Annotated in this window: 21 protein-coding genes; 7 read left to right on the top strand and 14 right to left on the bottom strand. The window is 63.9% G+C overall.

The genetic code is table 11. The features are described from left to right. Position 1: 1 nt before the first annotated feature. From K8374_RS14605 to K8374_RS14615, 3 genes are all read right to left on the bottom strand, one after another. Positions 2-541 carry a (2Fe-2S)-binding protein gene (locus K8374_RS14605; RefSeq protein ID WP_084858839.1) on the bottom strand — a complete coding sequence of 180 codons (540 nt, stop codon included), beginning with the start codon at positions 539-541 and terminating at the stop codon, positions 2-4. Continuing rightward, entirely contained in the window at positions 534-3,365 is a 2,832-nt protein-coding gene (locus K8374_RS14610) for a xanthine dehydrogenase family protein molybdopterin-binding subunit (RefSeq protein WP_224456159.1), read from the bottom strand. Before K8374_RS14610 ends, K8374_RS14605 begins: the two co-directional genes overlap by 8 nt. Positions 3,366-3,584: 219 nt before the next feature. Further along, a complete protein-coding gene (locus K8374_RS14615; RefSeq protein ID WP_084858841.1) occupies positions 3,585-3,884 on the bottom strand; it encodes a hypothetical protein in 300 nt (99 codons plus the stop codon). A gap of 323 nt (positions 3,885-4,207) precedes the next feature. Here K8374_RS14615 and K8374_RS14620 point away from each other — a divergent pair, with 323 nt between their 5' ends. Next, positions 4,208-6,181, top strand: a complete 1,974-nt coding sequence (locus K8374_RS14620) for a BCCT family transporter (RefSeq protein WP_224456160.1) — start codon at positions 4,208-4,210, stop codon at positions 6,179-6,181. Positions 6,182-6,222: 41 nt separating this feature from the next. Here the strand turns inward: K8374_RS14620 and K8374_RS14625 are convergent, their stop codons facing one another. Further along, positions 6,223-6,990, bottom strand: a complete 768-nt coding sequence (locus K8374_RS14625; protein ID WP_224456161.1) for an AraC family transcriptional regulator — start codon at positions 6,988-6,990, stop codon at positions 6,223-6,225. A 168-nt stretch (positions 6,991-7,158) separates the two neighbouring features. On the opposite strand from K8374_RS14625, the gene K8374_RS14630 reads away from it, so the two are divergent. Next, positions 7,159-8,070: an ATP-binding protein gene (locus K8374_RS14630; RefSeq protein ID WP_224456162.1), complete on the top strand. Its 912-nt coding sequence runs from the start codon at positions 7,159-7,161 to the stop codon at positions 8,068-8,070. A 33-nt stretch (positions 8,071-8,103) separates the two neighbouring features. Continuing rightward, complete coding sequence (locus K8374_RS14635) at positions 8,104-8,640, top strand: AAA family ATPase (RefSeq protein WP_224456163.1); 537 nt, start codon at positions 8,104-8,106, stop codon at positions 8,638-8,640. A 24-nt stretch (positions 8,641-8,664) separates the two neighbouring features. Here K8374_RS14635 and K8374_RS14640 read toward each other — a convergent pair whose 3' ends face one another. Both K8374_RS14640 and K8374_RS26330 read right to left on the bottom strand, forming a co-directional pair. Beyond that, positions 8,665-10,566 carry a potassium transporter Kup gene (locus K8374_RS14640; protein WP_224456164.1) on the bottom strand — a complete coding sequence of 634 codons (1,902 nt, stop codon included), beginning with the start codon at positions 10,564-10,566 and terminating at the stop codon, positions 8,665-8,667. A gap of 89 nt (positions 10,567-10,655) precedes the next feature. Beyond that, the gene (locus K8374_RS26330) at positions 10,656-11,519 is read right to left on the bottom strand and encodes a sensor domain-containing diguanylate cyclase (protein ID WP_318010851.1); all 864 of its coding nucleotides are present in this window, start codon (positions 11,517-11,519) and stop codon (positions 10,656-10,658) included. A 244-nt stretch (positions 11,520-11,763) separates the two neighbouring features. On the opposite strand from K8374_RS26330, the gene K8374_RS14655 reads away from it, so the two are divergent. After that, positions 11,764-13,143 carry a DUF1329 domain-containing protein gene (locus K8374_RS14655; protein WP_224456165.1) on the top strand — a complete coding sequence of 460 codons (1,380 nt, stop codon included), beginning with the start codon at positions 11,764-11,766 and terminating at the stop codon, positions 13,141-13,143. 77 nt (positions 13,144-13,220) lie between these two features. Here the strand turns inward: K8374_RS14655 and K8374_RS14660 are convergent, their stop codons facing one another. From K8374_RS14660 to K8374_RS14670, 3 genes are all read right to left on the bottom strand, one after another. Beyond that, positions 13,221-14,201 carry a zinc-binding alcohol dehydrogenase family protein gene (locus tag K8374_RS14660; protein WP_224456166.1) on the bottom strand — a complete coding sequence of 327 codons (981 nt, stop codon included), beginning with the start codon at positions 14,199-14,201 and terminating at the stop codon, positions 13,221-13,223. A 114-nt stretch (positions 14,202-14,315) separates the two neighbouring features. Further along, positions 14,316-14,960 (bottom strand): Dabb family protein, encoded by a 645-nt coding sequence (locus tag K8374_RS14665; RefSeq protein WP_224456167.1) that lies wholly within the window; start codon positions 14,958-14,960, stop codon positions 14,316-14,318. After that, positions 14,950-15,294, bottom strand: a complete 345-nt coding sequence (locus K8374_RS14670; protein WP_224456168.1) for a hypothetical protein — start codon at positions 15,292-15,294, stop codon at positions 14,950-14,952. The genes K8374_RS14665 and K8374_RS14670 overlap by 11 nt, the downstream gene beginning before the upstream one ends. A 208-nt stretch (positions 15,295-15,502) precedes the next feature. Here K8374_RS14670 and K8374_RS14675 point away from each other — a divergent pair, with 208 nt between their 5' ends. Together K8374_RS14675 and K8374_RS14680 are read left to right on the top strand one after the other, a co-directional pair. Then, on the top strand, positions 15,503-16,507 hold the full coding sequence (locus K8374_RS14675) for an AraC family transcriptional regulator (RefSeq protein ID WP_224456169.1): 1,005 nt from the start codon (positions 15,503-15,505) through the stop codon (positions 16,505-16,507). A gap of 156 nt (positions 16,508-16,663) precedes the next feature. Then, complete coding sequence (locus K8374_RS14680; RefSeq protein WP_224456170.1) at positions 16,664-17,785, top strand: sensor histidine kinase; 1,122 nt, start codon at positions 16,664-16,666, stop codon at positions 17,783-17,785. A 219-nt stretch (positions 17,786-18,004) separates the two neighbouring features. Here the strand turns inward: K8374_RS14680 and K8374_RS14685 are convergent, their stop codons facing one another. The 5 genes from K8374_RS14685 to K8374_RS14705 all read right to left on the bottom strand — a co-directional run bounded on the left by K8374_RS14685 (position 18,005) and on the right by K8374_RS14705 (position 24,710). Continuing rightward, on the bottom strand, positions 18,005-20,209 hold the full coding sequence (locus K8374_RS14685) for an OsmC domain/YcaO domain-containing protein (protein ID WP_224456171.1): 2,205 nt from the start codon (positions 20,207-20,209) through the stop codon (positions 18,005-18,007). A gap of 114 nt (positions 20,210-20,323) precedes the next feature. Next, a complete protein-coding gene (locus K8374_RS14690; RefSeq protein ID WP_224456172.1) occupies positions 20,324-21,673 on the bottom strand; it encodes a hypothetical protein in 1,350 nt (449 codons plus the stop codon). Positions 21,674-22,021: 348 nt separating this feature from the next. Then, entirely contained in the window at positions 22,022-22,741 is a 720-nt protein-coding gene (locus tag K8374_RS14695) for a TorF family putative porin (RefSeq protein WP_224456173.1), read from the bottom strand. A gap of 136 nt (positions 22,742-22,877) precedes the next feature. After that, positions 22,878-24,104, bottom strand: coding sequence for an NADH:flavin oxidoreductase/NADH oxidase family protein (locus K8374_RS14700; protein WP_224456174.1), 1,227 nt, complete (start codon positions 24,102-24,104; stop codon positions 22,878-22,880). A gap of 138 nt (positions 24,105-24,242) precedes the next feature. Continuing rightward, a complete protein-coding gene (locus tag K8374_RS14705; protein ID WP_224459333.1) occupies positions 24,243-24,710 on the bottom strand; it encodes a MerR family transcriptional regulator in 468 nt (155 codons plus the stop codon). A 117-nt stretch (positions 24,711-24,827) separates the two neighbouring features. Here K8374_RS14705 and K8374_RS14710 point away from each other — a divergent pair, with 117 nt between their 5' ends. Next, entirely contained in the window at positions 24,828-25,658 is an 831-nt protein-coding gene (locus K8374_RS14710) for an alpha/beta fold hydrolase (RefSeq protein WP_224456175.1), read from the top strand. Positions 25,659-25,864 lie beyond the last annotated feature (206 nt).

Below are 25,864 nucleotides of genomic sequence, written 5' to 3' on the forward strand. Positions count from 1 at the left end.
CTCAACCCTCCTTGACCAGGCCGAGGTCGCTGAGCACCTCGCGGGTGGCGTCGTAGTAACGCACGTACCCGGTGCAGCGGCAGATGTGATGGCCGAGGCTGGCTTCGATGGCTCCCTCCAGCTCGCTTTTCTTCAGCGGTTGACGCTGGGCCTTCTCCACCAGCACGGTGGCGGCGTTGACGAAGCCCGGCGCGCAATAGCTGCACTGGAAGGCGAAGCGGTCGACGAACTTCTGCTGGATCGGGTTCAGTTCGCTGAGGTTGCCGGCCTCGTCATGCTTGGCATGGCCTTCGATGGTGCGCACTTTCTTGCCTTCGAAGTAGTGCGCGCCGGTGATGCAGGTGCGCACTTCCTCGCTGGTGCCGTCGGGGTTGTCGACGATCACCACGCAAGCGTGGCAGATGCCCTGGCCGCAGCCCAGGCGCGAGCCGGTGAGGTTCTGGTATTCGTGCAGGTAGTCGATCATCGCCAGGTCCTCGGGGACCTCGGCCGGACCGACGGGTTGACCGTTGAGGGTCATCTGGAGCGGACGGTTAGCCATTGAGGGCCTCCTTGACACGGGCTGGAGTGATGGGCAGGTCGCGAACACGCTTGCCGATGGCATGGGCCACGGCATTGCCGATGGCACCGACCACCGGGATCATCACCACTTCGGCGATACCCTTGGAGGGGTCGGTGGGTGACAACGGCGGCAGGATTTCGCTGGTCTGCTTCCACACCGCCACGTCCTTGGCCATCGGCAGGCGATAGCGGTTGAAGTTCCAGTTCCCCTCGCCCGGGCCGCCCTCGTACAGCGGCATCTCTTCGGTCAAGGCATGGCCGATGCCCATGGCGATACCGCCTTCGAGCTGGCCCTTGACCAGTTCCGGCACCAGCACCCGGCCGCACTCCACCCAACTGTGGTGGTTGAGCACCTGGACTTCGCCGCTGCCTTTGTTCACCTTCACTTCCACCAACGTCGCCACCGGGCTGTAGTAGGTCACCATGGCATTGTTCAGCTGAGTGGCCGGGTAGGCCGCGTTCTGCCGGTCCAGCAGGTGGTAGTTGGCGCTGTTCATCTGCGCCTTCTTCGCGTTCGGGGCACCGTCGCCGTACTTGACCGCCAGCGCATCGAGCGGCAGGCGCTCGCGCACGCCGTCGATGACGAAGTCGGCTTCAGCCCAGCTCCAGCGGTTGAATGCGTGCACACTGACGCCTGTGACCAGGCCCATCTCATGGGCCTTTTTCGCCAGTTCCGCAAATGGAATGGGCGACAGGCCGTTGCCGGTGAGCTCGCCGTTGACCCACACCGCATTCTCGCGACGCACCACCAGCGGGTTGGCCTGGCCGCCATACGGGCCCTGACGCCACAGCGAAAGCGCCGCTGGCCACAGACCATGGTTGAACAGCACACGCGCCGCTTCACGGGTGGCGTGGCTGAAATAGAAGGCCGAGTTGGTCGCCGAGGATGGCGAGGCCAGCTTGCCGACCCAGCGCGGATCGCGCAGCGCGGCATCCTGCTCGGCCTGGCTCATCAGGTAAGGGTTGCCGCTGGTGGCCAGTTTCAGCTCCGGCCATTCGGTTTCGGCAGTGGTCACCTCATCGGCCGGGCGCCCCAGGAAGTCGCTGACCACGAAGGCCTGGGAGGTCGACATGCCGGTGCCCAGCTCAGTGCCGATGTGGCGCAGGCTGATACGGCCATCGGCGGTGAACTCGATGCTGGCCATGGGCGCTTCGGCACCGGTGCCGAAATCCTTCTGGCAGATGGCGAAGCCGACGCCGTACCAATTGTGCGGGTCCTTGGCTTCCATCGCTTTCTTGTGCGCGTCGCGGTTCTTCCACACCTCGTGGGCGCTGGCCTTGTCGAGGATCTCGTGCAGGCGCAGGGCACCGGCAGGCACGGCGCCCTGGGTGTTCTTCATACCCGACTTGAGCGCATTCTTGCGGCGCAGCTCGATGGCGTCGACGCCGAGGCGGTTGGCGACCTCATCGACCATCATCTCGGTAGCCGCCATGCTCTGCAGCGTCCCGTAGCCACGCATGGAGCCGGCTTCGACACCTCGGGAGTGGTAGACGGTCACCGCCAGGTCGCTCTGTGGCATGTAGTAGATCGACTGCGCAGCAGTGGCCCCCACTGCAGCCACCGACGGGCTGTAGTTGATGCGCCCGCCGCCGTCGACACTCATGTCGGCGCGGAAGATCTTGAAACTCATGTCGTTCTTGTCCACGGCCAGCTGGTAGCGGATGTCGAACGGGTGGCGCTTGATGCCGCTCTGGAACTGCTCGTAGCGGTCGTTGGCCAGACGGATCGGCACACCGGCCCCATACAAGGCGGCGACGGCGGCATAGAACACGAAGATGTTGTTGTCCTTGGAGCCGTAGCCGACGGTGTAGCCGGGGTGCATGTTCAAGTTGTTCAGCGCGAAGCGCGACGGCTTGATCATGTGCACGCATTCCTGCGCCACTTCGAACGGGCATTGGGTGGCCACGACGAAATGCAGGGTGCCGGTGGCCGGGTCGTACCAGCCGTTGCCGTTGTCCGGCTCCAGCGCTGCGGGCTCGATCGATGGGGTCTTGTAGCGCTCGTCGAACAGCAACCAATCTTGCGGCGGCTGCTTGAGCTGTTCGTCCATGCGCTGGGCGTAGAACATCCCCTGCTCGGTCAAGGTGCCGTGTTGCTTGGGCTCAGCGGTCCACACCGGTTTGCGCGCAAGGATGGTGGGGAACAGCATGGAGTTCTTCAGGCTGGAGAACGTGTCCTCGTCGAACGGCGTCTGGCCGCCAACCCGCACGAAACGGAAGCTGCCATAGGGGTCACGCTGGTACAGCGGCGCCTGGGCGCCATAGCGGATCGCCTTGTCGTTGAACTGAAGCTTGAGCTTGGCCTGGCGGAAACGCTCGAAGTCGTGCCAGATCAGGATCGCCACGGGGTGGCCGATGAACATCGGCACCTTGCCAGGTGGCAGCAATGGGTCCGGCGAGTGGGCCTCGGGCCAGGCGATGCCGTCCTTTTCCAGGTCGGCCGCGGTGACGACACGGTCCGGCTGCAGGTCGGCGCCCAGCCACGCCAGGTCATGGCCTGCATAGATGCGGTCGGCCTTGGTGGTCTTGAGCAACAAAGCGTGGCCCTGCTGCTGGGGCCAGCCGGGCATGTCCTTGGCGCGGATGTCGCGGGCAAACACCTTGTTGCCGCACACCTTGGACAGCGCATCGTTGCGAAAGCGTGCCTTGCCATCATGGCTCATCCACTTCTGCGGCGAAGTGGTGACACTGTTTTCCATCAGGGCGGCGAACGCCTGGCTGCCGAGCGGCGCGAGGGTCACCCCCACGCCAGCGATCACGCCGCCTTGCAGGAAGGCGCGCCGGGAAATATCACGGTTGGTCATGCTTCATCCTCTGGGCAGAGCGCGCCTGCCCATGACGTATTCTGGTACTTGATAGCTCGGAGGGCGGAATCATTGACGTTCCGAAAGCAAGGTCGGAGTGGGGGACCACAAAAACTGACCTCGGCGTCAAGTTTAACGCACTCACCGCTCGCCTGGCAAAGTCAAGCGGGCAACTTGTCGCGCCTTTGCTGTCGCGCCGAGGCGCGGCGGGGCTAGCGGCTAGCGCTTGCACCGCGCCAATACCACTTGGCAGGTGTTGGGCGTACCGCCGGAACGGCCGGCGTAGCGGATGCAGTTGTTGAGGGATTTCTGCCGGGCGATGCCAAGGCTCGCGCCCCAGGCCAGGCCGCCCTCGCCTGCCGTCGGCAACGCCTTGGCGAAGCAGTTCGAACCTTGGGTGGCGGTGACGTAACGCGCAGTGCTCGCTTTTCGGGTGCAGCCGGCGGTGCTGACCAGGCTGATGACGAGCAAGGCACACAGGCCCCACGAGGCGACTTCAGAAGGTGTCTTGGCCCACATGCTGCTACTCCAGCGTTCAGAAACAGGGCGAGGCCGGGGCCCCCGGACAAGGCTTTCCGGCAGCCTCGATCACAAGCGAAGCCCGTTTGAAGTAAAGCAGGCACAGCCATCCCTGCAACGCCAAAATGGCCCCAGGGCAGCGGCGTCTTTCATCCTCCGAAGGGGAAAGGCATTTGAGAAATTTCGCCATGGAAGGTACGGTTTCTGCTTCCTTCGAGCTCGCCAGCCTCGGCAACGGCGTTCATTCAAGGTGCTAACCTTGGAAAATGCCTACGTGCCCAGGTGCGCGATGCTCACTGTTTTAAAAGGAGAAAACTGCCGCAATGACTGCAGCCGCCAAACCCAGGAGCACCCTCAACCCTCCCGTCTTCTACAGCAGCGCCATCCTCATCTTTCTGCTCGTCCTGTATGCCACGGCATTCCAGGAACATGCCCAAACACTGTTCGAACACGTCCAGGCCTGGATCGTCACCAATGCCAGCTGGTTCTACATCCTCACCGTGGCGCTGGTATTGATCAGCGTGGTGTTCCTCGCCGTCAGCCGCTATGGCGACATCAAGCTGGGCCCCGACCACAGCGAACCGGACTACCGCAAGAGCACCTGGTTCGCCATGCTCTTTTCCGCCGGCATGGGCATCGGCCTCATGTTCTTCGGCGTGGCCGAACCGGTCATGCATTTCACCAGCCCCCCGGTAGGTGACGCCGGTACCGTGGCCGCCGCGCGCGAAGCCATGAAGATCACCTTCTTCCACTGGGGGCTTCACGCCTGGGCGATCTATGCCATCGTCGCCCTGATCCTGGCCTACTTCAGCTTTCGCAACGGCCTGCCCCTGACCTTGCGCTCGGCCCTCTACCCGATGATCGGCGAGCGGATCCACGGGCCGATCGGCCATGCCGTGGATGTATTCGCCATCCTCGGCACTGTGTTCGGCGTAGCGACTTCGCTGGGCTATGGTGTGCTGCAGATCAACAGCGGTTTTCACCATGTGTTCGGCCTGCCGGTGAACCCGACGGTCCAGGTGATCCTGATCACCGCCACCTGCGCCCTGGCCACGCTGTCGGTGGCCAGCGGGCTGGACAAGGGCATCCGCATCCTCTCCGAGCTCAACTTGGGCCTGGCCGTGGTGCTGATGCTGTTCGTGCTGCTGCTCGGGCCTACCGTGTTCCTGCTGCAGACCTACGTCCAGAACACGGGGGCCTACCTCTCGGATATCGTCAACAAGACGTTCAACCTCTACGCCTACGAGCCCACCGACTGGATCGGCGGCTGGACCTTGCTGTATTGGGGCTGGTGGCTATCCTGGTCGCCCTTCGTCGGCCTGTTCATCGCACGCATTTCCCGCGGCCGGACCATCCGTGAGTTCGTCTGCGGCGTGTTGTTCGTGCCGGCCGGTTTCACCCTGCTGTGGATGACCGTATTTGGCGACTCGGCGATCCACATGATCCTCAACGACGGCGTGACGGCGCTGGCGACGGTGGTCGGCCAGGACAGCTCCCTGGCACTGTTCGTGTTCCTCGAGCGATTCCCGTTTTCCAGCATCGTTTCACTGATCGCCGTGCTGATGGTCGTGGTGTTCTTCGTCACATCGGCCGACTCCGGCGCGCTGGTCGTGGACATGCTGGCCTCCTCCGGGCAAGGCCATTCGCCGCTGTGGCAACGCATCTTCTGGTCGGTAAGCATCGGTGCGGTCGCCATCGCGCTGCTGCTGGCCAATGGGCTCAAGGCGCTGCAGACCGCGACCATCGCCAGTGCGCTGCCCTTCGCGGTCATCCTGCTGACCGCGATCTGGGGCTTGTTCAAAGCCTTGAACCTGGACGCCACACGCCGCGGCCTGCGCAACCAGGCGCTGCCTGCACCTCGACACACCCGTCAGCCTCACGGAGGTTGGCAACGACGCCTGCGCAACATCGCCATGATGCCGCGCCGGGCCCATGTCACCCGTTTCATCGCCGAGGTGGTCAAGCCCGCCTGCGAAGAGGTGGCCGTCGAGCTGCGCAAGCAAGGTTACGAAGTCACGGTGAACGAACGCGAAGACGGACGCGTGACCCTGGAGCTCTCCCATGCCGGCGAGGGGCGGTTCCTGTATGAAGTACGCCCGCGTGCCTTCAACACACCCAGCTTCGTCATGCGTGACACCGAGGACGCAACCGATGCGCGCAAGTACTTCCGCGCCGAAGTGCACCTGCGCGAAGGCGGCCAGGACTACGACATCATGGGTTGGGGCCGTGACGATGTGATCGGCGATATTCTCGACCAGTACGAGCGTCATCTGCATTACTTGCACGTGGTCAGGTGACACCCGCTTGCCGGGCCTGCGCCGCTGCCGCAGGTCCAGGCCTACCGACGCGGCGGCTGGAAGGCGCGCGGTGGCAGGCCGAACTCGCGCTTGAACATGGCGGTGAAGGCGCTGGGCGTCGAGTACCCGGCATCGAGCGAGACCTCGAGGATGTTATGGCCCTGGGCCAACCGGTCCAGGGCGATGAGCAGGCGTGCCTGCTTGCGCCAGGTACCGAAGCTCATCCCGACATCCTCATGGAACCAGCGCTGCACGGTCTTGATATTGATGCCAAGGAACTCGGCACACTCGGCCAGTCCCCAGTCGAGCATCCGGTTCTGCACCAGGTCCCGGCACAAGGCGTGCAGTCGCTGCCCCCTCGGGCGCGGCAGATAGATGGCCGAGACCCTCGCACCTGCCAGCTCTTCGAGCAGGAACTCGATCAAGCGGGCATTGCGACTTCCCTGCGCAATCTCCTCGTCGATGGCCGACGCCTCTATGATCAGCTCCCTCACCAGGTTGGAGATTCCGTATACCGTGCATTCGCCTGGCATGTCCGGGGTGCGCCATGGCGCGAAGTAGAGCGTGCGGATGCGGGTGGCGCCGAGGGTACGGGTCCAATGGGCGACCTCGGCCGGGATCCACAGGCCATGGTTGCACGGCACGACCCAGCAGCCCTGGTTGGTGTTGACCATCAGGGTGCCCTGGGTCGTGTAGAGTAGCTGCCCATGGGCGTGGCGATGGGTGTCGATGTGGGTGCCGTCGGCCAGGTCCAACGCCAGCGTGGCGATCTCCTGGTCAGGTGGCAGCAGATGTTGGGCAGCGATCATTGCCATGGGCCTGTAGGCATGGGGTCTGTTCGGACCGAAGGCGCGCGGCGATGGGCTGCGTGCAGCGATGTCCATGAATCGACGATCGGCGTCCATCAGTCGTTAGACGGGAATGGCCCAGCTTAGCATCATGGTTGTTCCACTTCTCGACCCGATGTGCCGCCCACCATGAACAGCTCGTTAGCCACCCCCACCGAACTCACCTTCGAAGCCGTTGCACAGCTCAAGCGTATCGCCGACTCGCTGGAGCGCGCGTTTCCACCGGCAACGGGGCCAGCCTTCGACGCCGAAGCGATCGCCTATCAATGGCAGTACCGAGCCAGCCAGGGCGGAATGCGTGCCCAACTGGTGCCGATCAAGCGCCCGATGCTCATCGCCTTCGAACAACTGCAGAATGTCGACCGCCAGAAGGCGCTGATTCGCCAGAATACCCAGCAGTTCCTGGAGGGCAAGCCGGCCAACAACGTGTTGCTGACCGGTGCCAGGGGTACGGGCAAGTCCTCCTTGGTCAAGGCATGCCTCAATGAGTTCCACCCCCAGGGCCTCAAGTTGGTCGAGATCGACAAGGAGCATATCGGCGACCTGCCCGAAGTCATCGAGCTGGTCAGCCAGCAGCCGGGGTATTTCATCCTGTTCTGCGACGACCTCTCGTTCGAAGAAGGCGACATCGGCTACAAGCGCCTGAAGACAGCCCTGGACGGCTCGGTGGCGGAGCACTCGTCGAACGTGCTGATCTATGCCACCTCCAACCGCCGGCACCTGATCGCCGAACGGGCCTCGGACAATCTGTCCATGACCCGCGGTGAAAACGGCGCCCTGCACCCCGGCGAGGAAGTGGAAGAAAAGGTGTCGTTGTCGGAACGATTCGGGCTGTGGATTTCGTTCTACGGCTTCTCGCCGGACGAGTACCTGAACGCGGTCAATCAATGGCTGGGCGTCTATGGCGTTCCGGAGCATGCACTGGAACAGGCCCACGTGCAGGCGACCCGCTGGGCTACCCAGCGCGGCTCGAGATCGGGGCGCATCGCCGCACAGTTCGCGCGGGACTACGCCGGCCGCTGGTGCCAGGACAAGGTGTAAGGTACGGTTCAGAGCCCCTGGAGTCTGTGGTCCATGGACAACTTCGTGATTATTTCCGGCTGCTCTGGCGGTGGTAAGTCCACGCTGCTGGCGCAGCTCAAGCGACGCGGCCATGCTGTGATCGAAGAGCCCGGACGGCGCGTGGTGCAGCAGCAAGTTCGCGACCAGGGCCAGGCGCTGCCCTGGCTCGACTTGGTCGGCTTCCTGCGCAGTGTCATGGACATGGCCCTGGCCGACTACAGGTCGGCTGTGCAGAACACTACGCAGTGGGTGTTCTTCGACCGTGGCGTGATCGATGCCGCCGCGGCCCTGGAGCGCCTTACGGGCGAGCCCGTGCTGGCGGCCGTGGCCGAGTCCTGCCGTTATCACCGGCAGGTATTCCTCACGCCGCCTTGGCCCGAGATCTATGTGCAGGATGCAGAGCGGCGCCACGGCATGCAGGCTGCGCTGGAGGAATACGAGCAGTTGCAGGGCGTCTATCCGGCCCTCGGCTACCAGGTATCGCTGCTGCCCAGAACCGCGGTCGACGAACGCGCCGACTTCCTACTGGAGCGCTTGGCAGAGAATTGATTCACCGCCCTGGCCAGCCGAACGTCACATTTCGACCTGGGTGCCCAATTCGATTACCCGGTTCAGCGGCAGTTGGAAATACTTCAGGTTGCTGTTGGCATTCTTCAGCAGGAACGCGAACAATTGCTCGCGCCACCGCGCCATGCCCATGCGCCGGGTGGCGATCACCGTCTCGCGGCTGAGGAAATAGGTCGTGCGCATCGGGCTGAAATCCAGGCCTTCGCGTTGGCACAAGCTCAAGGCCCGCGGTACGTCCGGCTCCTCGATGAAGCCGAAATGCAGCGTGACGCGGAAAAAGCCCTCGCCGAACGCCTCGATCTCGCAACGTTTGTCGACATTGACCCGAGGCTCATCCTCCGACACCACGGTAAGCACCACCACCTGCTCGTGAAGCACCTGGTTATGCAACAGGTTGTGCAGCAACGCATGGGGTACGGCATCGGTACGGGCACACAGGAACACGGCCGTGCCCTGCACACGATGGGGCGGTTGGGCCTGCAGGCTGGCGATGAACAAATCCAGCGGCAACGCCGCTTCGTCCAGACGCTCGACGATGATCTTGCGCCCGCGCTTCCAGGTGGTCATCAGGATGAACAGCGCTACCCCAGCGATTACAGGGAATGCACCGCCCTGCAGGATCTTCGGCGCATTGGCGGCAAAATACAGGCTGTCGACCAGCAGGAAGCCCAGCAGCATAGGGATGGCCAACCAGCGCGGGGTTTTCCAGGCCAGCAGCACCACCGCGGACGACAGCAGCGTGGTGATCAGCATGGTGCCCGTTACTGCCACACCGTAGGCCGCCGCCAGTGCGCCCGAGGACTCGAAGCCGATCACCAGCAGTACTACGCCGACCATCAACGCCCAGTTCACCGTACCGATGTAAATCTGCCCCTGCTCCTCGCTGGAGGTGTGCTGGATGAACATACGCGGCACATAGCCCAGCTGGATGGCCTGGCGCGTCAGCGAAAAGGCGCCGGAAATCACCGCCTGGGAGGCAATGATGGTGGCCAGCGTGGCCAGGGCGACCATCGGCAGCAACGCCCAGCCGGGGGCCAGCAGGTAGAACGGGTTGCGTACGGCCTCGGGGTTACCGAGAATCAGCGCGCCCTGCCCGAAATAGTTCAGCACCAACCCCGGCAGCACCAGCATGAACCACGCTCGGGCGATGGGCTTGCGGCCGAAATGTCCCATGTCTGCATACAGAGCCTCGGCGCCGGTCAGGGCCAGCACCACCGCCCCCAGGATGGCCACGCCCACGCCTGGGTGCAGGACGAAGAAACGCACCGCCCAGGCCGGGTTGAGCGCCTGCAGCACCTCGGGGCGTTGCACGATCCCATGCACCCCCAACGCCCCCAGCACGACGAACCACAGCACCATCACCGGCCCGAACAGGATGCCGATGCGCGCGGTCCCATGCTTCTGGATCAGGAACAGTGCCACCAGCACGATCAGCGAAAGCGGCACGACCCAATGCCCGATCCCGTCGAAGGCAAGCTCCAGCCCCTCCACAGCCGAAAGCACGGAGATGGCCGGGGTGATCATGCTGTCGCCATAGAACAGCGCCGCACCGAACAGGCCCAGCAGCACCAGCACTCGGCTCAGCTGCGGATAGGGCGCCGCGGCCCGCCGCGCCAGCGCGGTGAGGGCCATGATGCCGCCCTCGCCCTGGTTGCTGGCACGCAGGATGAACAGGACGTACTTGATCGACACAACCCAGATCAGCGACCAGAACACCAGCGACAAGACCCCGAGCACGCCTTCCGGGGTGGGCTGCACGCCGTAATGCCCGGCGAACACTTCCTTGAGCGTGTACAACGGGCTGGTGCCGATGTCGCCATAGACCACACCGACAGCGGCGACGAGCAGGCCAAGGCCTGTGGTTTTCGAAGAGGGGGAATGATTCGCAGCAGTCGCGGCTTCGCTCACGGATGACTTCTCTGGGCAGACGGTAAACCGCGCTCAGTATCGCTTCCCGCCATGAGCCTAGGCGTAAAAAGAGCGTAAAAAACGCGTGTTCATCCCGCTGCTGAACGGTACCGCTTCACCCGGTACATCTCGCCATCGGCATGGCTGAGCAAGGTATCGGCGTCCTCGCCATCGCCCGGGTAGCAGGCCACACCGATGCTGCAAGACGGCATCTTCAACCCGCCAAGCTCGCCGCCCGGCGGCTCGGCCATGGCGGCGAGGATCTGCTCGACCTTCTCGTAGACGGCGCCTGGGGCATCAAGGTCCGTCAACAACACGGTGAACTCGTCGCCGCCCATCCGCGCCACGGTATCGGTCTCGCGCACGCAGCCCTCCAGGCGCCGGGCGACCTCGCACAGCACCCGATCACCGGTGGCATGGCCGTGAACATCGTTGATGCCCTTGAAGTCGTCGATATCGAGGAACAGCAACGCCAGGGTGCTGCCGTGGCGGCGCGCCGCGCGCAGGGCTGCGTCCAGGCGCACATTGAACACCGAGCGGTTGGTCAGCTTCGTCAGTGGATCGTGGTGGGCCAGGAACCGCAGCTCCTCCTCGGCGTGGGTCAGGGCCGTCACGTTGCGCGCAACGCCGATCCGCGCCCCCACCTCCTCCGACCAGGAAGCCGCCCACAGGATGTGCACGATAGCGCCATCCTTGCGAATGTAACGGTTACGAAAATCGATGTGGGGGTGGCCGTTCATGATGCGGATGATCGACGCGCGGGTCGCCGCCAGGTCGTCCGGGTGCATGTATTGGGTGATGGGTGTACCGACCAGCTCCTCGGGCCGGTAGCCCAGCAGCGCCTGGCAGGCATCGCTGACGAACACGATCTGGTTGTCCCGATCGACCACGAAGACCGTATCCAGCATCAGGTGGATCAGCCGTGGGTACAGCGCTTGCAGGTCAACGGGCATAAGTCGGCGGAGTCCGGTTATACGGGCTTGAGCATAGCCCGACGGCGAGGGTGTTGTGTTTCTAGTGCATGTGCCAAGGCGACGTCAAGCCGATGCCAACGCCTGCAATCGGATGCCATGAGCGTTTCGGTGATGATGGCTGAGCGAAGCGGTGGCGGTGCCCCCTGAGGCCCTATGGCTCAATGGCGGCGAGCCTGCGCCCGGTGCAGGCCTTCGTGCCCCCAAAACAGACGAGAACAACAAAATGACTTGCACACCCCGCCTGCTGCCCCTTTTGCTCTCCATAGGCCTTGCCAGCGCAAGTGCCCCGGGCCTGGCCCAGGTCAGCGCCGACGAAGCCGCCCGCCTGGGTAACGACCTGACCCCGATGGGGGCCGAGAAAACAGGAAATGCCGACGGCAGCATCCCGGCCTGGACCGGCAAATGGCGCGGTACGCCGCCCCATGTCAGCTTCGCCGGCACCGGGCACAAGCGCCCCGACCCCTATGCCGGGGAAAAACCGCTGTTCACCATCACCGCGCAGAACATGGCCGAGCATGCCAGCCGCCTGTCCGACGGGCAGAAGGCCTTGTTCAAGCGCTACCCGCAAACCTATCGGATCGTCGTCTACCCTAGCCACCGGGATTTTCGCTATGCGCCGGAGGTGGAGCGCAACATCCGCTACAACGCCCTCAATGCGCAGCTGGTCAATGATGGTTACGGCGTGACCAACGCCTATGGCGCCTCGCCGTTCCCGATTCCGAAAAACGGCTATGAGCTGATCTGGAACCACAACCTGCCCAGCCGCGCCTGGAAAGAGGAAGCCACCTACCTGATGGCGCTGACCCTCTCCAACCAGAACCAGGTGTTCGAGAAGGTCCGCTACCAGATCCTCTCGCCCTGGGACAACCCCAGCGGCAAAGCCGAGACCTACGACGGCATACAGGCCTACGCGATGATCAGTACCCTGGAGCCGACCCGCAAGAAGGGCGAGATCATCCTCACCAACGAATTCAGCAACCCGGTCGCCCAGCCCCGCCAGAGCTGGCAGTACATCCCAGGTACCCGGCGCGTGCGCCGTGCGCCCACGGTCGGCTATGACACACCCTATGGCGTGGGAGGCTTCCGGGTGATGGACGAGGACCGCCTGTTCAACGGCGCCCCGGACCGCTACCAATGGAAGCTGGTAGGCAAGCAGGAGATGTACATCCCCTACAACAACTACACGCTCGACGACCCCGACCAGCCCCTGGACACGCTGCTCACCGAGCACGGCCACCTCAACCCCGATGCCGTGCGCTATGAGCTGCATCGTGTCTGGGTGCTGGAGGCCGAGCTGCGCCCCGGAAGCCGGCACACGTATGCCAAGCGCCGTCTGTACCTGGACGAGGACAGCTGGACCGCCGCCCTCGCCGACAACTACGACGCCAAGGGCCAGCTCTGGCGCACCAACGTACAGACGTCGGTCTACGCCTATGAAGTCCAGGCCTTCCACGCCCGGGTCGCGGTATTCCACGACCTGATCGCCGGGTCCTACCTGGTGGACCGCCTGGTCAACGGCATGGGCGCCACCGCCCGGCTCAACGATGCGCGCTTCGATGCGGGCTATTTCTCCGCCGGCAACCTGCGCAAGCTCGGTCAGTGAAACCGTGCGGCCCCGGCCAGGCGATGGAAGATCGCCTGGCCGGGGCCGCTTTTTCATGCAACAGGCCTGGTGGCGAGTCAGTCGCCGTCCACCACCCGCAACACCAACTTGGCCTTCGCGCCGCCATCCTGCAGCAGGTCGTGGGCGTGGGCCACCTGCTCCAGCGCCAGGGTCTGGATACGTGGCGTGCGTACCTGCCCAGTGGTCAGCAAGGCAGCGATGCGGGCAAGGTTGGCGCCGCTGGGCATCTTGCTGTAGGTAACAGCCGTGCGCAGCCCGCGCTGGGCCGCCGCACCATGGTCAGGGCCGGCATCGCCTGCGGCCAGGGTCAGGATCGCCACCAACAGCCCGCCAGGGCACAGCATGTCCAGGGCGCCCGGCAGGCTGGCGCAGCCCACGCAGTCGAGGATCAGGTCCACGCCTGCGGGCGACCACTGCTTCACGACGGCCAGGATGTCCTGGGTGCGGTAGTCGATCGCCTGGTCGCAGCCCAGCGACTCGACATAGTCCAGGTTCTGCCCACTGCAGGTTGCCACGACGTGCGCCCCGGCGGCTTTGGCGAGTTGGATGGCGAAGGTCCCGACAGCCCCTGCCCCGCCATGCACGAGCACCTTCTGCCCGGCCTGCAACCCACCATCGTCGAACAGCCCGGCCCAGGCCGCCAAGGCCGGGGTCGGTACCGACGCCGCCTGGGCGAAGCCCAGGCCCTCAGGGATGGGCACGACAGAGTCCTGCCTCACGCAGCAATACTCGGCATAGCTACCCCAGTTACCGGCTCCCACATCACTCTGCGCGAACACCCGCATCCCGGGGGTGAAACCTGTAACGCCCTCACCCACTGCCGCTACGGTCCCAGCCAGGTCGAAGCCCAGGACGAACGGGAACCGATAGGTCAGAAAGCCTCCCAGGTAGCCTTCGCGGCACTTCCAGTCGGCCGGGTTAACCCCGGCGCAATGCACCCGCACCAATACCTCACCGGGCCCCGGCAACGGCTGCTCGAGTGTCGCGAGCCGCAACACCTGCGAGCTTCCCAGTTGATCGATCACTACAGCACGCATAGCAACACCTCTTTCAGAACAACTCATAACTGATTGTTTTTGCGGGCCCATTGTGGGAGCGGTGCTCACCAATGGTTCGCTGCGTGACGGCGCAGCCCGTTTTCAGAAAATTTGTCATGCGTTGTGGTCCAGAAGTTGGGGACGCGTCAGTAGGCTGCTGGGCAAGGGGCAGAACGCGTGGGATATGGCCTCGACGGCCCACTCCGGGAATTCCGGGTCGAACCAGCGGTCCACCCAGCCCCAGTGGAAGGGGTGAGTCAGGTATTCCCCCTGGAGGTCTTCCAGGCGGGCGAACTCCTGCTGCCAGACATGGGTCCAGCGGCCTGGAGAGCGGACTCGGCTCAATTGCCAGTTGCCGATGCCCTGCATGTAGGCCGGCATGCGCAGCAGGTCTTGCTCCAGGGCTTCGACGATGGCTGGGCTGCGGCCCTCACGCAGACGAAACAGCAAGGTGCGCCAGGTGCCATCGCGCAATCCAGGCGCTCGCTGGCCGCCGGCCAGGCGCTGGTAGGCCACTCGGTCCACATGGGCCAAGCCGGGCAGCTGTGACAAGCAAGCCTCGGCCTGCTCTTGGAACGCGTTGCTGGCAAAGCACAGGTCCAGGGTGAAATCCCCACTCCCCCAGCTGCCGGGCAGGTTTTGCCCCAAATTGAAGAAGACCAGTCCCGGCAGCGCCTGCAATTGACGCCGCAGTTGCACCTCCAGGATGCTCGTCGCAAAGCCCGGCGCCAGGTACAGCTGCGCGGTTTCATGCCACATCGTCATGCTCCTGTGCGGTGGCCAAAGGCTGGCCTGCATCTCCCAACACATGCCGGGCGCGTTGCCGGCACAGGCCATCCACGACGTTCCAGAACGCCAGCACTTCAGCACCGGCGCCCAGGCGCATGCCGTAATAGCCCCACACATCGGGCACCTGCCATAACAACCAGAGGCGGTTGGCCTCGCCAGCCACAGCCACCGGCGGTGACACCCAGCGCTGCAGCAGGGTCAGCCCACGGGCGATGCTGTGCGGCAGGTAGAGCTCGTCCAACGCCTCAAGCACCGTTGGAAGCTGCTGGGGCTCGAGCAGGATTTCATCGAGGATCTGGATCATGACTTGCCGATCCTCCGTTCAGGTGACAGGCTGGTGCGATTCGACAAGCGAGTGAGAGCAAGGCCCATGTTCCGGGTACTCCGCGAAAGTTGCAGGGTTCGCCGCGGTTTCAGCGCTGGCTTGCCCGCCATTGAGCCATAGCGGCCGGGGGCAGACCGCCACAGGTTCGATCACCCACCACCACCAAAACGATCAGCAGGCGAGGTTGATGATGGCGTTGCGTTCCACAGCACCGGTTCGCGTTCCCCAGGGCCTGGATACCCGACTGTTGGCGGAGCTGCAGCGCCACAAAATCGCCCTGGAGCCGCCGCCATCGGCCTTGCTGTCCTCGGCGCAGCGCTTCGTCGCCCTGTATCGCCAAGCCATCGAGCAGTTGGAGGCGAAAGTCGCCCAGGGCGAAGGGCAACCGCCGATGCGCAAGACTGAGGTCGACCTGATGTGCCGTTGCTTGCTCAGTTGCGGGCACCTGGACGAAGCCATTGCCTGCGCCGCGCAGTTCTGCGCCATGCTCGACCCGCGCGCAGGCTGCCTGAGCCTGGAGATACAAGGCGCCACGGCCACCTTCCACATGGACTCGTTGCGCCACAAGCGCAGCAGTGCGGCATGCCTGGTGGACCTGACTGGGCTGTTCTGTTACCTGCAGTTGTTTGGTTGGCTCATCGGGCAGCCGCTACGGCCCGACCAGGTCTTTCTCGCCCACCCCCTGCGCGAGGATGCTGCCCCCTTCCTCGGCCTGTTCGATGCGCCGGTCACTGTCGGCAAGCGCACCTATGGTTTCAGCTTCGATGCCGCACTGCTGTCCCGCCAGGTGATACGCACGCCAGCAGAGCTTGCGCTGTTTCTGGTGGACTTTCCGTTCCGCCTGATCGGTGCGCCCCCCAGCGCAGTGGCGATCACCCAGCAAGTGCGCGGCTTCCTCGACGCGGCCCTGAGCCATGAACAAGAGGTGCCGGCGCTAAGCGCAATCGCCGCCGCGCTGGGCACCACCGAACCGACCTTGCGTCGACGCCTGGCCGCCGAAGGTTCCAGCTACCAGGCACTGCGCCGGCTCAGCCTGTGCGAGTCGGCGCAGCGCTGCCTGCGCGACACCGACTGGACGATAGGTCGTATCGCCGGCCACTTGGGGTTCGCCAGTGAAGCGGCGTTTCGCCGGGCCTTCCTCAGCTGGACCGGGATGGCGCCCAGCCGTTATCGCGCCCGACAGGGCGGCTAGCGTGATATCACTTTGACAATATGGCTCGGCACATAAACTCGTTCTAGCATTAACAACCTGTCTCCAGCACGCGTGTGCCCATGAGCGGTAGCGCGCACTGTTCATGCACCGAGCAAGACACACGATCACCTGACGCATTGATGCATAAGGTCTGCCATGCGACTTTCAACGTTTATCCTGGACAACATGGAAAGCATCCTGCAAACGTGGGAAGCGTTCGCCAGGTCTGTAGAGACACCGAACCGAAACCTGAGCGCCAATGGCCTGCGCGACCATGCCGTGTACATCCTGCGCACGGTTGCCCAGGACATGCGCACGCCGCAGACAGCGCAACAGCAGATCGCCAAGTCCCAAGGCCAGGGGCCTTCTTCGTCTGAGGAAACCGCCGCCCAGACCCACGCGGTGCTTCGCCTCATGGATGGCTTCACCCTCGACCAGATGGTCTCGGAGTATCGCGCGCTGAGGTCGAGCGTGCTGCGCCTGTGGCTGGCACAGGACCCTACGAAGCATGACTACCAGCTCGACGACATGATCCGCTTCAACGAGGCGATCGACCAGGCGCTGGTCGAATCGATCGGTGCCTATGGGCAAGAGGTCGAGTCGACGCGCCAGACCGTGCTTGGCGTGCTCGGCCATGACCTGCGCTCACCGTTGACCGCTGTGCTGATGGGGGCGGCCCTGTTGAACAAGAGCCCCCGATTGAGTAGCCGCGACAAAGACATCGCGGCGCAAATCGCCACCAGCGCGCAACGGGCGAACCAGATGGTCAAGGACTTGCTCGACCTTGCGCATTGCAACCTGGGAAGCGGCATACCGATCGTCCGCACCTATACGGAACTGAACCAGGTCTGCAAGGCCGTCATCGAGGAAATCAAGGCTGGCAACCCCGGGCTCGACATCATGCAGATCGATGAGCGCACCATTACCGGAGCGTTCGATGGAGCGCGGATGTCCCAGGTATTTGCCAACCTGATCGGCAATGCGGCCCGTCATGGTGAAGCGCACAGCCCCGTCGAGGTCCTGCTCAGCGGCGACGGCGACAGCGTGATCCTCGAAGTGCATAACTTCGGCGAACCTATTCCCGCCACCGCCCTGCCCTTGCTGTTCAGTCCCAAGGCGCGTTACACGCGCTATACAGACAAGCAGAGCAAGCCCTGCGGGCTGGGCTTGGGCCTGTTCATCGTATCGGAGATCGTCCAAGGCCACGGTGGGCGCATCGAAGTGGAGTCCAGCCATGCCCATGGCACCCGCTTCCGGGTGATCCTGCCGGCAGGCTGAGCCAGACGCTTTCCTGTGCCCAATCGCCGGCAAGCCGGCTCCCACCTGTCCTGCGCTGTTTTCAGAGACACCGCCGTACCTGTGGGAGATCACCCAGCCCTTTGGGCTGCGCTGTCGCGCAGAGAACAAGTGGCTAGCGCCGCTCCTACAGGTCTTGTCAAATCAATGAGTTATGCGTTGTTCTATGAGAGCCGGCTTGCCGGCGCCTGGGCTATCGCGTCAGCGAGCCTGCACCACTGCATTGGCCCGGGCGCGGTGCAGCTTCTTGTAGCTTTCGACCAGACGCAGATGCCGGTCGAGGCCTTCGAGCTTGAGGCTGGTCGGTGTCAGGCCATGGAAGCGCACGCTGCCCTGCACCGAACCCAGCACCGCATCCATCCGCGCATCGCCGAACATCCGGCGGAAGTTCACCTCGTAATCGGCCAGCTCCAGCTCATCGTCCAGGGTCACTTCCAGCACCACGTTCAAGGCTTGGTAGAACAATCCGCGCTCGACGGTGTTGTCGTTGAACTGCAAGAACGCCTCGACCAGCTCCTTGGCCGCTTCGAACTCCTGCAAGGCCAGGTAGATCAGCAGCTTGAGCTCAAGGATGGTCAACTGCCCCCAGGCGGTGTTGTCATCGAACTCGATGCCGATCAGGGTCTTGATGTCGGTGTAGTCGTCCAGCTCGCTGTCCTCCAGCCGCTCGACCAGGGCTTGCAGGGCCTCGTCGTCGAGGCGGTGCAGGTTGAGGATGTCGGCACGAAACGCCAGGGCCTTGTTGGTGTTGTCCCAGATCAGGTCTTCCACCGGGTAGATTTCCGAGTATCCCGGTACCAGGATGCGGCAGGCGGTTGCCCCGAGGTGCTCGTACACCGCCATGTACACTTCCTTGCCCATCGACTCGAGAATGCCGAAGAGGGTCGCGGCTTCCTCGGCGTTGGAGTCCTCGCCCTGACTGGAGAAGTCCCATTCGACGAACTCGAAATCCGCCTTGGCGCTGAAGAAGCGCCACGACACCACGCCGCTGGAATCGATGAAGTGTTCGACGAAGTTGTTCGGCTCGGTCAGCGCATGGCTTTCGAAGGTAGGCTGCGGCAGGTCGTTCAGGCCTTCGAAGCTGCGCCCCTGCAGCAGCTCGGTCAGGCTGCGCTCGAGCGCCACCTCGAAGCTTGGGTGGGCACCGAACGAGGCGAACACGCCACCGGTGCGCGGGTTCATCAGGGTGACGCACATCACCGGGAATTCGCCGCCCAGCGAGGCATCCTTGACCAGCACCGGGAAGCCCTGCTCTTCCAGGCCCTGGATACCGGCCAGGATGCCGGGGTACTTGGCCAGGACCTCCTGCGGCACATCCGGCAGGGCCAGTTCACCCTCGAGGATCTCACGCTTGACCGCCCGTTCGAAAATCTCCGACAGGCACTGCACCTGCGCCTCGGCCAAGGTATTGCCGGCGCTCATGCCATTGCTCAGGAACAGGTTCTCGACCAGGTTGGACGGGAAGTACACCACCTCGCCATCGGACTGGCGCACGTAAGGCAGCGAGCAGATGCCCCGCTCGACGTTGCCTGAATTGGTGTCGTACAGGTGCGAGCCACGCAGCTCACCCTCGGGGTCGTAGATTTCCCGGCAGTACGGGTCGAGGATCTCTGCCGGCAACGCATCCTTGCGGCCCGGCTTGAACCAGCGCTCGTCCGGGTAGTGGACGAAATCAGCGTTGGCGATCTCCTCGCCCCAGAACTGGTCGTTATAGAAGAAGTTGCAGTTCAGGCGCTCGATGAATTCACCCAAGGCCGACGCCAGGGCGCTTTCCTTGGTGGCGCCCTTGCCGTTGGTGAAGCACAGCGGCGACTGCGCGTCACGGATATGCAGCGACCACACATTGGGCACGATATTGCGCCACGAGGCGATCTCGATCTTCATGCCCAGGTCGGCAAGGATCTGCGACATGTTGGCGATGGTCTGCTCCAGCGGCAGGTCCTTGCCGGGGATGAAGGTGCGGGTGTCGTCGCCAGGGTTCACCATCAGCAGCGCCTGGGCGTCGGCATCGAGGTTCTCGACTTCCTCGATGATGAACTGCGGCCCGGTCTGCACCACTTTCTTGACCGTGCAGCGGTCGATGGAGCGCAGGATGCCCTGACGGTCTTTCTCGCTGATGTCGGCCGGCAGCTCGACCTGGATCTTGAAGATCTGGTTGTAGCGGTTCTCCGGGTCGACGATGTTGTTCTGCGACAGGCGGATGTTATCGGTGGGGATGTTGCGCGTGTTGCAGTACACCTTCACGAAGTACGCCGCACACAAGGCCGACGACGCCAGGAAGTAGTCGAACGGGCCAGGGGCCGAACCATCGCCCTTGTAGCGGATGGGCTGGTCGGCCACGACCGTGAAGTCATCGAACTTGGCTTCAAGACGAAGGTTGTCGAGAAAGTTGACCTTGATTTCCATGCGGGAATACCGTGATAAAAAGCAGAACAAAATGGCTGCCATTATCCGGGTTTTGCGGCGAAACGGCTAACCTTTCATGCCTCCGGGCAACCCGTGCCCGGAGGCATGCCGGGGTCATTCCAGCAACTGTTCCAGGCTCGGGTCGCGGATCACCCGCTGCATCGGCTGCGGCGCGGCATGGCCGGGCTTGGCCATCTTCAGCTTCATGCTCGCCACCTTGGCGCAGGCGTTGGAGCCGTCGGCATAGATGCCGCTCATGTCGCATTTCCATTGGTAGAAGTTCACCAGGCCGCCCGACATCTGCAGGCTATAGTCCGTGCTCTGGGTGCCCGCCGTGAACGGTACTCCGGCCGGGATGTTCTGGAACCACTTCATCCAGTCATCCGAGCCCACCGCCGGCGGATTCGCCTGGAACAGCGGGTTCATGATCGCCACCTGGGGCGCCTCGGCGGTCATGTGACAGCTCAGGCAGGAGCTGTTGGGGTTGTCCACCGGCCCGTTGAGCCGGCCGTTCCAGCCCAGGTGGGTCGGCGGCAACTCCTGGGTGTCGGCGTTGATTGCGGTCTGCTGCAGCGCGGGGTTGATCTTGGTGACGGTCGGCTCCGGGTTGGTGTGGTCATTGCTGGTGACCTGCGGGTCGTTGCCCCACATGATGCCCACCGGCACCAGGTTGTCCCAGCCGGCCTTGCCAGTCTTGGCGCCGTTGTACTGGAAGGTGCCGAACAGCCAGCCGGTGTCGCTCATGCGGGTATCGCGCACGGCGATGTCCATCTGGATCAGCGCCACCTCCTTCACCTGGCGGTTGGCGGACTGGAACGTCTCGGTGATATAGCCCTGCCACAGCACCGGGTTGGCCAGGAACGGCACCGTGCTGCGGTCGATGTCAGCGAACAGCGCCTTGCACACCACGGTGCCGTCGGCGAAGCTGTTGGGCTTGGAGGTGAAGCTCGGGTCAGGGTTCTGCGGGTCCTTCCAGACCTGGCCGAGGGTGTAGGCGCCGATGTCGTTGTAGATACCCACCGCGTAGGTCTGCCCGGTCGCGGTCTGCCCCGCCGCCAGTTGCCTGGCCTGGATCTGCGCTTCCTTGGTCAGGCCGTGGATGCCTTCGCGCCCCAGCGGCCCGTAGTGTTGCCAGGGCATGTGGTACCAGTTGCGCACCTTGTTGTTCTGCACGTACCAGTCGGCCTCGACGTTGCCTTCCAGGCAATAGACCTTCGCTGCATCCAAGTAGGCGCGCCAGGTCTCGAAGTTGTTGTCCGGTTTGGCCGGTAGCAGCTTGAAGAATGCTGGCAAGGTGCCCTGGGGTGGCGTGCTGGGGTAGCTCTGGCTGAGGGTGAAGGTCGGCCCCTTGTAGCTCTCGGGCGGTGCATAGCCATAGTCCGGGTAGGTGCCGGCCTGGGCCGCGACGTTGAACAGGGCGGCCGTCATGGCCAAGGCTGCAGGCTTTCCTTGGAACGGGTTCATCACGGATCTCCTTGATCGCACAAGCCGGGCATCGCTCGGGCCCTTGCCCACCAATGCGGGGCTTCCATCATTGTTGTTGGTGGGCCCTGGCGTAGGCCAAGGCCGGCTTCACGGCTGAGCTGGGTCGTGGGCCTCCTTGGCAGTGCCGCCGGGACGAACGCGACCGCCCCCCGCGACGAGAACGGGGGCGACCAGAAGGGAAAGGCCATGAAGAGACGAGAAATGGCGCATGTCGACTCCTGTCGATCATTGACCGTCTTCCTTGCTAACAGGTGTAGGCCATCCTGGGAAAAGTGCCATCCTTTTCACATCAAACTGTGAGCAGGATCGCAACCGACCGTGGCTACCTCAGAAGAAGCTGCGCTGCGCCTTGAGTGTCACCATACCTTCGCAATAGCTGTTGATGCCCGCATAGGCGTCGCAGCCGCCGCCGCGCAGGTCGGAGCTGCTGTAGATCAGGTTGAGGTCGATGCCCAGCCAGGGGCGCGAGAGCTCCAAGGACCAATCGTTGAACGTGTCGACATGGCTGCCGTCGCCAATGGTGAAAGGCGTGCCGAGGCGGTGATGGGCAAGCTTGACGGAGAGGTCGACATCGAACAGCGGCAACCGGCCGAAATCGGCGAACAACGTGCCGGTGCGGTTGCCGGGGTTGTCGCGCAGGGCGCCGCCGAAACGGCTGCCGAATACCGAAATGCCGCCGTACAGCGCATAGCTGTCGCTGTCGGCGAGGTTCGGCTGGCTGTAGTGGATCAACCCGGCCTCCAGGCCCAGGCTGTCATCGAAGCGCCGCTTGTAGCCCAGGTAGCTGTCCAGGCGCAGGGTCGAGGTGGGAGTCAGGCCCACGCTGGGGGCGTACTGGCCGAAGTACCAGCCGCTGGGGTGGCTGAGGTCCAGGCCACCGTGGAAAGCACCGACGGCGCCGGGGGAGATCAGCCCCTGGGCCATGCTGCGTGAAGCGGTCGTGCCCAGCTTGAAGTCGAAGTCGCCCAGTTCGCGCTGGATCTGCTGGGCCAACAGCATGGGGCAGAAAAGCAGCGCCATGCTCGGCACCAGCCAGTGCCTGGTCATGGTCACCGTCCTGGAGTGCCTGCTTTGAAGTGCAAGAGGATAACGGGGTTGGTTGCCTGGGGGAACCGTGGCCTTTTGGTCATGCCACGGTGTGTGTCATTCCCAGGGTTACAGATGCCTTACCCATCTGCCTTGTTCAATGGCCAGCCATCCGCCGCCGGTATTGGCGGGTGCGCAGGGCGTTGCCCCATTGCTGCACCAACAACGCCCACCAGGGCCAAACCCGGGGATGGCTTGCCTTGCCCCGGCTCAGCCGGCTCAGCTGGAACTTGACGACCGCCATGTTGGCGAGGGAGGCCAGTGCCTTGTTCTTCCAGGTGATCGGCGCAAGCTCGGGCGCGCTGGGCTTGCCTGCCAGCCAGTCACGGGGCAATGCGGGGTCGATCGACAGTGCCGTGCCGATGCCCACCATGTCCACCCCGCTGGCGATCACCTGCTCGGCCACCGGCCGCCGCCGAATGCCACCAGTCACCATCACCGGCAGGGTCGCCACCGCACGAATGTCGCGGGCGAACTCCAGGAAATACGCCTCGCGGGCCAGCGTGCGACCGTCCCGGGCTTGCCCCTGCATGGCAGGCGCTTCGTAGCTGCCGCCGGACAACTCCACCAGGTCCACCGCGAGCCCATTGAGCATGCGCACCACCTGCCGGGCGTCGTCGTCGGTGAATCCGCCACGCTGGAAGTCGGCCGAGTTGAGCTTGACCGCTACGGCAAAGCCGGGGGATACCACGGCACGCACGGCCTTGACGATATCCAGCAGCAGCCGGGCACGGTTTTCCAGGGGCCCGCCCCACTGGTCGTTGCGCCGGTTGGTCAGGGGCGAGAGAAACTGGCTGAGCAGGTAGCCGTGAGCGGCATGGATCTGCACGCCATTGAACCCGGCCAGTTCCGCCAGCCGCGCCGTGTTGGCGAAACGGCCGATGACGGCTTCGATGACCTGCGGGGTCATGGCCTGGGGCGTATTGAAAAGCCTGGACATCGAGCCCAGCGTCAACGGTACCGCCGAAGGCGCCCAGGTCGGTTGTCCGAGGTTGGCCTGCATCTGCCGGCCCGGATGGTTGATCTGCAACCAGAACTGCGCGCCCCGGGACTGCCCGGCTTGGGCCCATTGTCGGAATGCGTCGATGTGCTGGTCATCTTCCAGAACCACGCCACCCGGGCCGGTCATGGCGCGATTGTCCACCATCACGTTGCCGGAAATCAGCAAACCCGCCCCGCCTTCGGCCCATGCCTGGTACAGGCGGATCAGCTGGGGGGATGGAGCATGGGCTGCATCGGCCATGTTTTCTTCCATGGCCGCCTTGGCGATGCGGTTGGCGAGAGTGGAGCCGTTGGGGAGCGTCAGGGGGGCGAACAGGTTCATGGCAAGCACCTCGGAGGAATGGTGCTGCGAACCTTATCCTTAAAGTCAACTTCAAGGTCAACAGGTGCTTTTCGAACCCAGCCCAAGCCCCTGTGAACACGAGCCTGACCTGCGATTGCAGGGGTAACGGGATTGCCGCTAACGCGGCACAGGGCCGCGCCTACGGTGGTCGGCGCTGGTGTCGGCTGTCTTGCCCGCCGCGATGTCCTGACGCAACCGACCCAGCACCCGTTGCGAGTTGTCTGCGCAGGCCATGCCGTCAGGCTTGCTTTCTATACCGTCGATCACCAGCAACAGTTGCTCTTTGTTACGGGCCAGGCGCTGTTGCAGTGCCTCGATTTCCTCGACCTTGCGCCTGAGACCGGCGAGCAGCTCGTCGTGCGGCCAACCGTTGCCATCATCAGGCAGCAGATGGCGAATTTCCTCCAGCGAGAACCCCGCCGCCTGTGCGCAGGTGATCATTTCCAGCACCCAGACGGCGTCTGCCGCGTAATCACGGTAACCATTGGCCTTGCGTGCGACCGACTGAATCAGGCCGCTAGCTTCGTAGAAGCGGATGCGAGAAGGTGCAAGACCGGTGATTTTGGCAAGCTCTCCTATTCTCATGAGGCACCTTGAAAGTGGGTTGACCTTGAAGTGCACTTTAATCCTACAGTCACTCGGCGGCCAAGCCTCTTCACCGGCGGGGCGGTAGCCTGCACACCTCATCACAGGAGACGCGAAATGGGATACGTCACAACGCAAGACGGTGTAGAGATCTTCTACAAGGACTGGGGCCCGCGCGATGCCCAGGTCATCCATTTCCATCACGGCTGGCCACTGAGTGCCGATGACTGGGACGCCCAGATGCTGTTCTTCCTCGCCCACGGCTACCGGGTGGTCGCCCATGACCGGCGCGGCCATGGGCGCTCCAGCCAGGTCTGGGACGGGCACGACATGGACCATTACGCCGATGACGTGGCGGCCGTGGTCCAGCACCTGGGCGTGCAGGGCGCGGTGCATGTGGGGCACTCCACGGGAGGCGGAGAAGTCATCCACTACCTGGCCCGGCATGCCGAGGACCCGGTGGCCAAGGCGGTCATCATCGCAGCCGTCCCCCCCTTGATGGTGAAGACCACCAGCAACCCCGGCGGGCTGCCCAAGTCGGTGTTCGATGACTTCCAGGCTCAGGTTCAGGCCAACCGGGCGCAGTTCTACCATGACATCCCGTCAGGCCCGTTCTACGGCTACAACCGTCCGGGCGCGAAACCGTCCCAGGGCGTGATCCTGAACTGGTGGCGCCAGGGCATGATGGGCAGCGCCAAGGCGCATTACGACGGCATTGTCGCCTTCTCCCAGACCGACTTCACCGAAGCCCTGAAAAGCGTGACCGCCCAGGTGCTGGTGATGCACGGTGACGACGACCAGATCGTGCCCTATGAGAACTCGGGGCCGCTATCGGCCAAGCTGCTGCGCAATGGCACATTGAAAACCTACGCGGGGTTCCCCCACGGCATGCCGACAACCCATGCCGAGGTGATAAACGCCGACCTGCTGGCGTTCATCCGTAGCTAAGCGCTCGCAGCCATTGCGGGCCAAGCCCACAGCGATTTCGCAAGCCTTGAGAGCGGCGCAATCTCGGTGGGAGCTGGCGACAGCCTGCGATGGGCTGCAAAGCAGCCCCAAGCCCTCAAACGGTAGAGCCTTAGACTCAAGGGGCCGCTTTGCGGCCCATCGCAGGCTCCGCCAGCTCCCACAGAGGGGCAGCGGCGCCAGGTTGG

This window comes from Pseudomonas sp. p1(2021b) (genome assembly GCF_020151015.1).
Classification (GTDB): Bacteria; Pseudomonadota; Gammaproteobacteria; order Pseudomonadales; family Pseudomonadaceae; genus Aquipseudomonas; species Aquipseudomonas putida_K.

Bases quoted from the DNA above. Each gene is read 5' to 3' on its own strand.
- K8374_RS14660 (WP_224456166.1), bottom strand. From the start codon at position 14,201: ATGCGTGCTGTAGTGATCGATCAACTGGGAAGCTCGCAGGTGTTGCGG.
- K8374_RS14710 (WP_224456175.1), top strand. From the start codon at position 24,828: ATGGGATACGTCACAACGCAAGACGGTGTAGAGATCTTCTACAAGGAC.
- K8374_RS26330 (WP_318010851.1), bottom strand. From the start codon at position 11,519: ATGCCCGTTGACCTGCAAGCGCTGTACCCACGGCTGATCCACCTGATG.
- K8374_RS14695 (WP_224456173.1), bottom strand. From the start codon at position 22,741: ATGACCAGGCACTGGCTGGTGCCGAGCATGGCGCTGCTTTTCTGCCCC.
- K8374_RS14690 (WP_224456172.1), bottom strand. From the start codon at position 21,673: ATGAACCCGTTCCAAGGAAAGCCTGCAGCCTTGGCCATGACGGCCGCC.
- K8374_RS14625 (WP_224456161.1), bottom strand. From the start codon at position 6,990: ATGATCGCTGCCCAACATCTGCTGCCACCTGACCAGGAGATCGCCACG.
- K8374_RS14700 (WP_224456174.1), bottom strand. From the start codon at position 24,104: ATGAACCTGTTCGCCCCCCTGACGCTCCCCAACGGCTCCACTCTCGCC.
- K8374_RS14685 (WP_224456171.1), bottom strand. From the start codon at position 20,209: ATGGAAATCAAGGTCAACTTTCTCGACAACCTTCGTCTTGAAGCCAAG.
- K8374_RS14675 (WP_224456169.1), top strand. From the start codon at position 15,503: ATGATGGCGTTGCGTTCCACAGCACCGGTTCGCGTTCCCCAGGGCCTG.
- K8374_RS14630 (WP_224456162.1), top strand. From the start codon at position 7,159: ATGAACAGCTCGTTAGCCACCCCCACCGAACTCACCTTCGAAGCCGTT.
- K8374_RS14605 (WP_084858839.1), bottom strand. From the start codon at position 541: ATGGCTAACCGTCCGCTCCAGATGACCCTCAACGGTCAACCCGTCGGT.
- K8374_RS14670 (WP_224456168.1), bottom strand. From the start codon at position 15,294: ATGATCCAGATCCTCGATGAAATCCTGCTCGAGCCCCAGCAGCTTCCA.
- K8374_RS14620 (WP_224456160.1), top strand. From the start codon at position 4,208: ATGACTGCAGCCGCCAAACCCAGGAGCACCCTCAACCCTCCCGTCTTC.
- K8374_RS14610 (WP_224456159.1), bottom strand. From the start codon at position 3,365: ATGACCAACCGTGATATTTCCCGGCGCGCCTTCCTGCAAGGCGGCGTG.
- K8374_RS14635 (WP_224456163.1), top strand. From the start codon at position 8,104: ATGGACAACTTCGTGATTATTTCCGGCTGCTCTGGCGGTGGTAAGTCC.
- K8374_RS14680 (WP_224456170.1), top strand. From the start codon at position 16,664: ATGCGACTTTCAACGTTTATCCTGGACAACATGGAAAGCATCCTGCAA.
- K8374_RS14665 (WP_224456167.1), bottom strand. From the start codon at position 14,960: ATGTGGCATGAAACCGCGCAGCTGTACCTGGCGCCGGGCTTTGCGACG.
- K8374_RS14705 (WP_224459333.1), bottom strand. From the start codon at position 24,710: ATGAGAATAGGAGAGCTTGCCAAAATCACCGGTCTTGCACCTTCTCGC.
- K8374_RS14615 (WP_084858841.1), bottom strand. From the start codon at position 3,884: ATGTGGGCCAAGACACCTTCTGAAGTCGCCTCGTGGGGCCTGTGTGCC.
- K8374_RS14655 (WP_224456165.1), top strand. From the start codon at position 11,764: ATGACTTGCACACCCCGCCTGCTGCCCCTTTTGCTCTCCATAGGCCTT.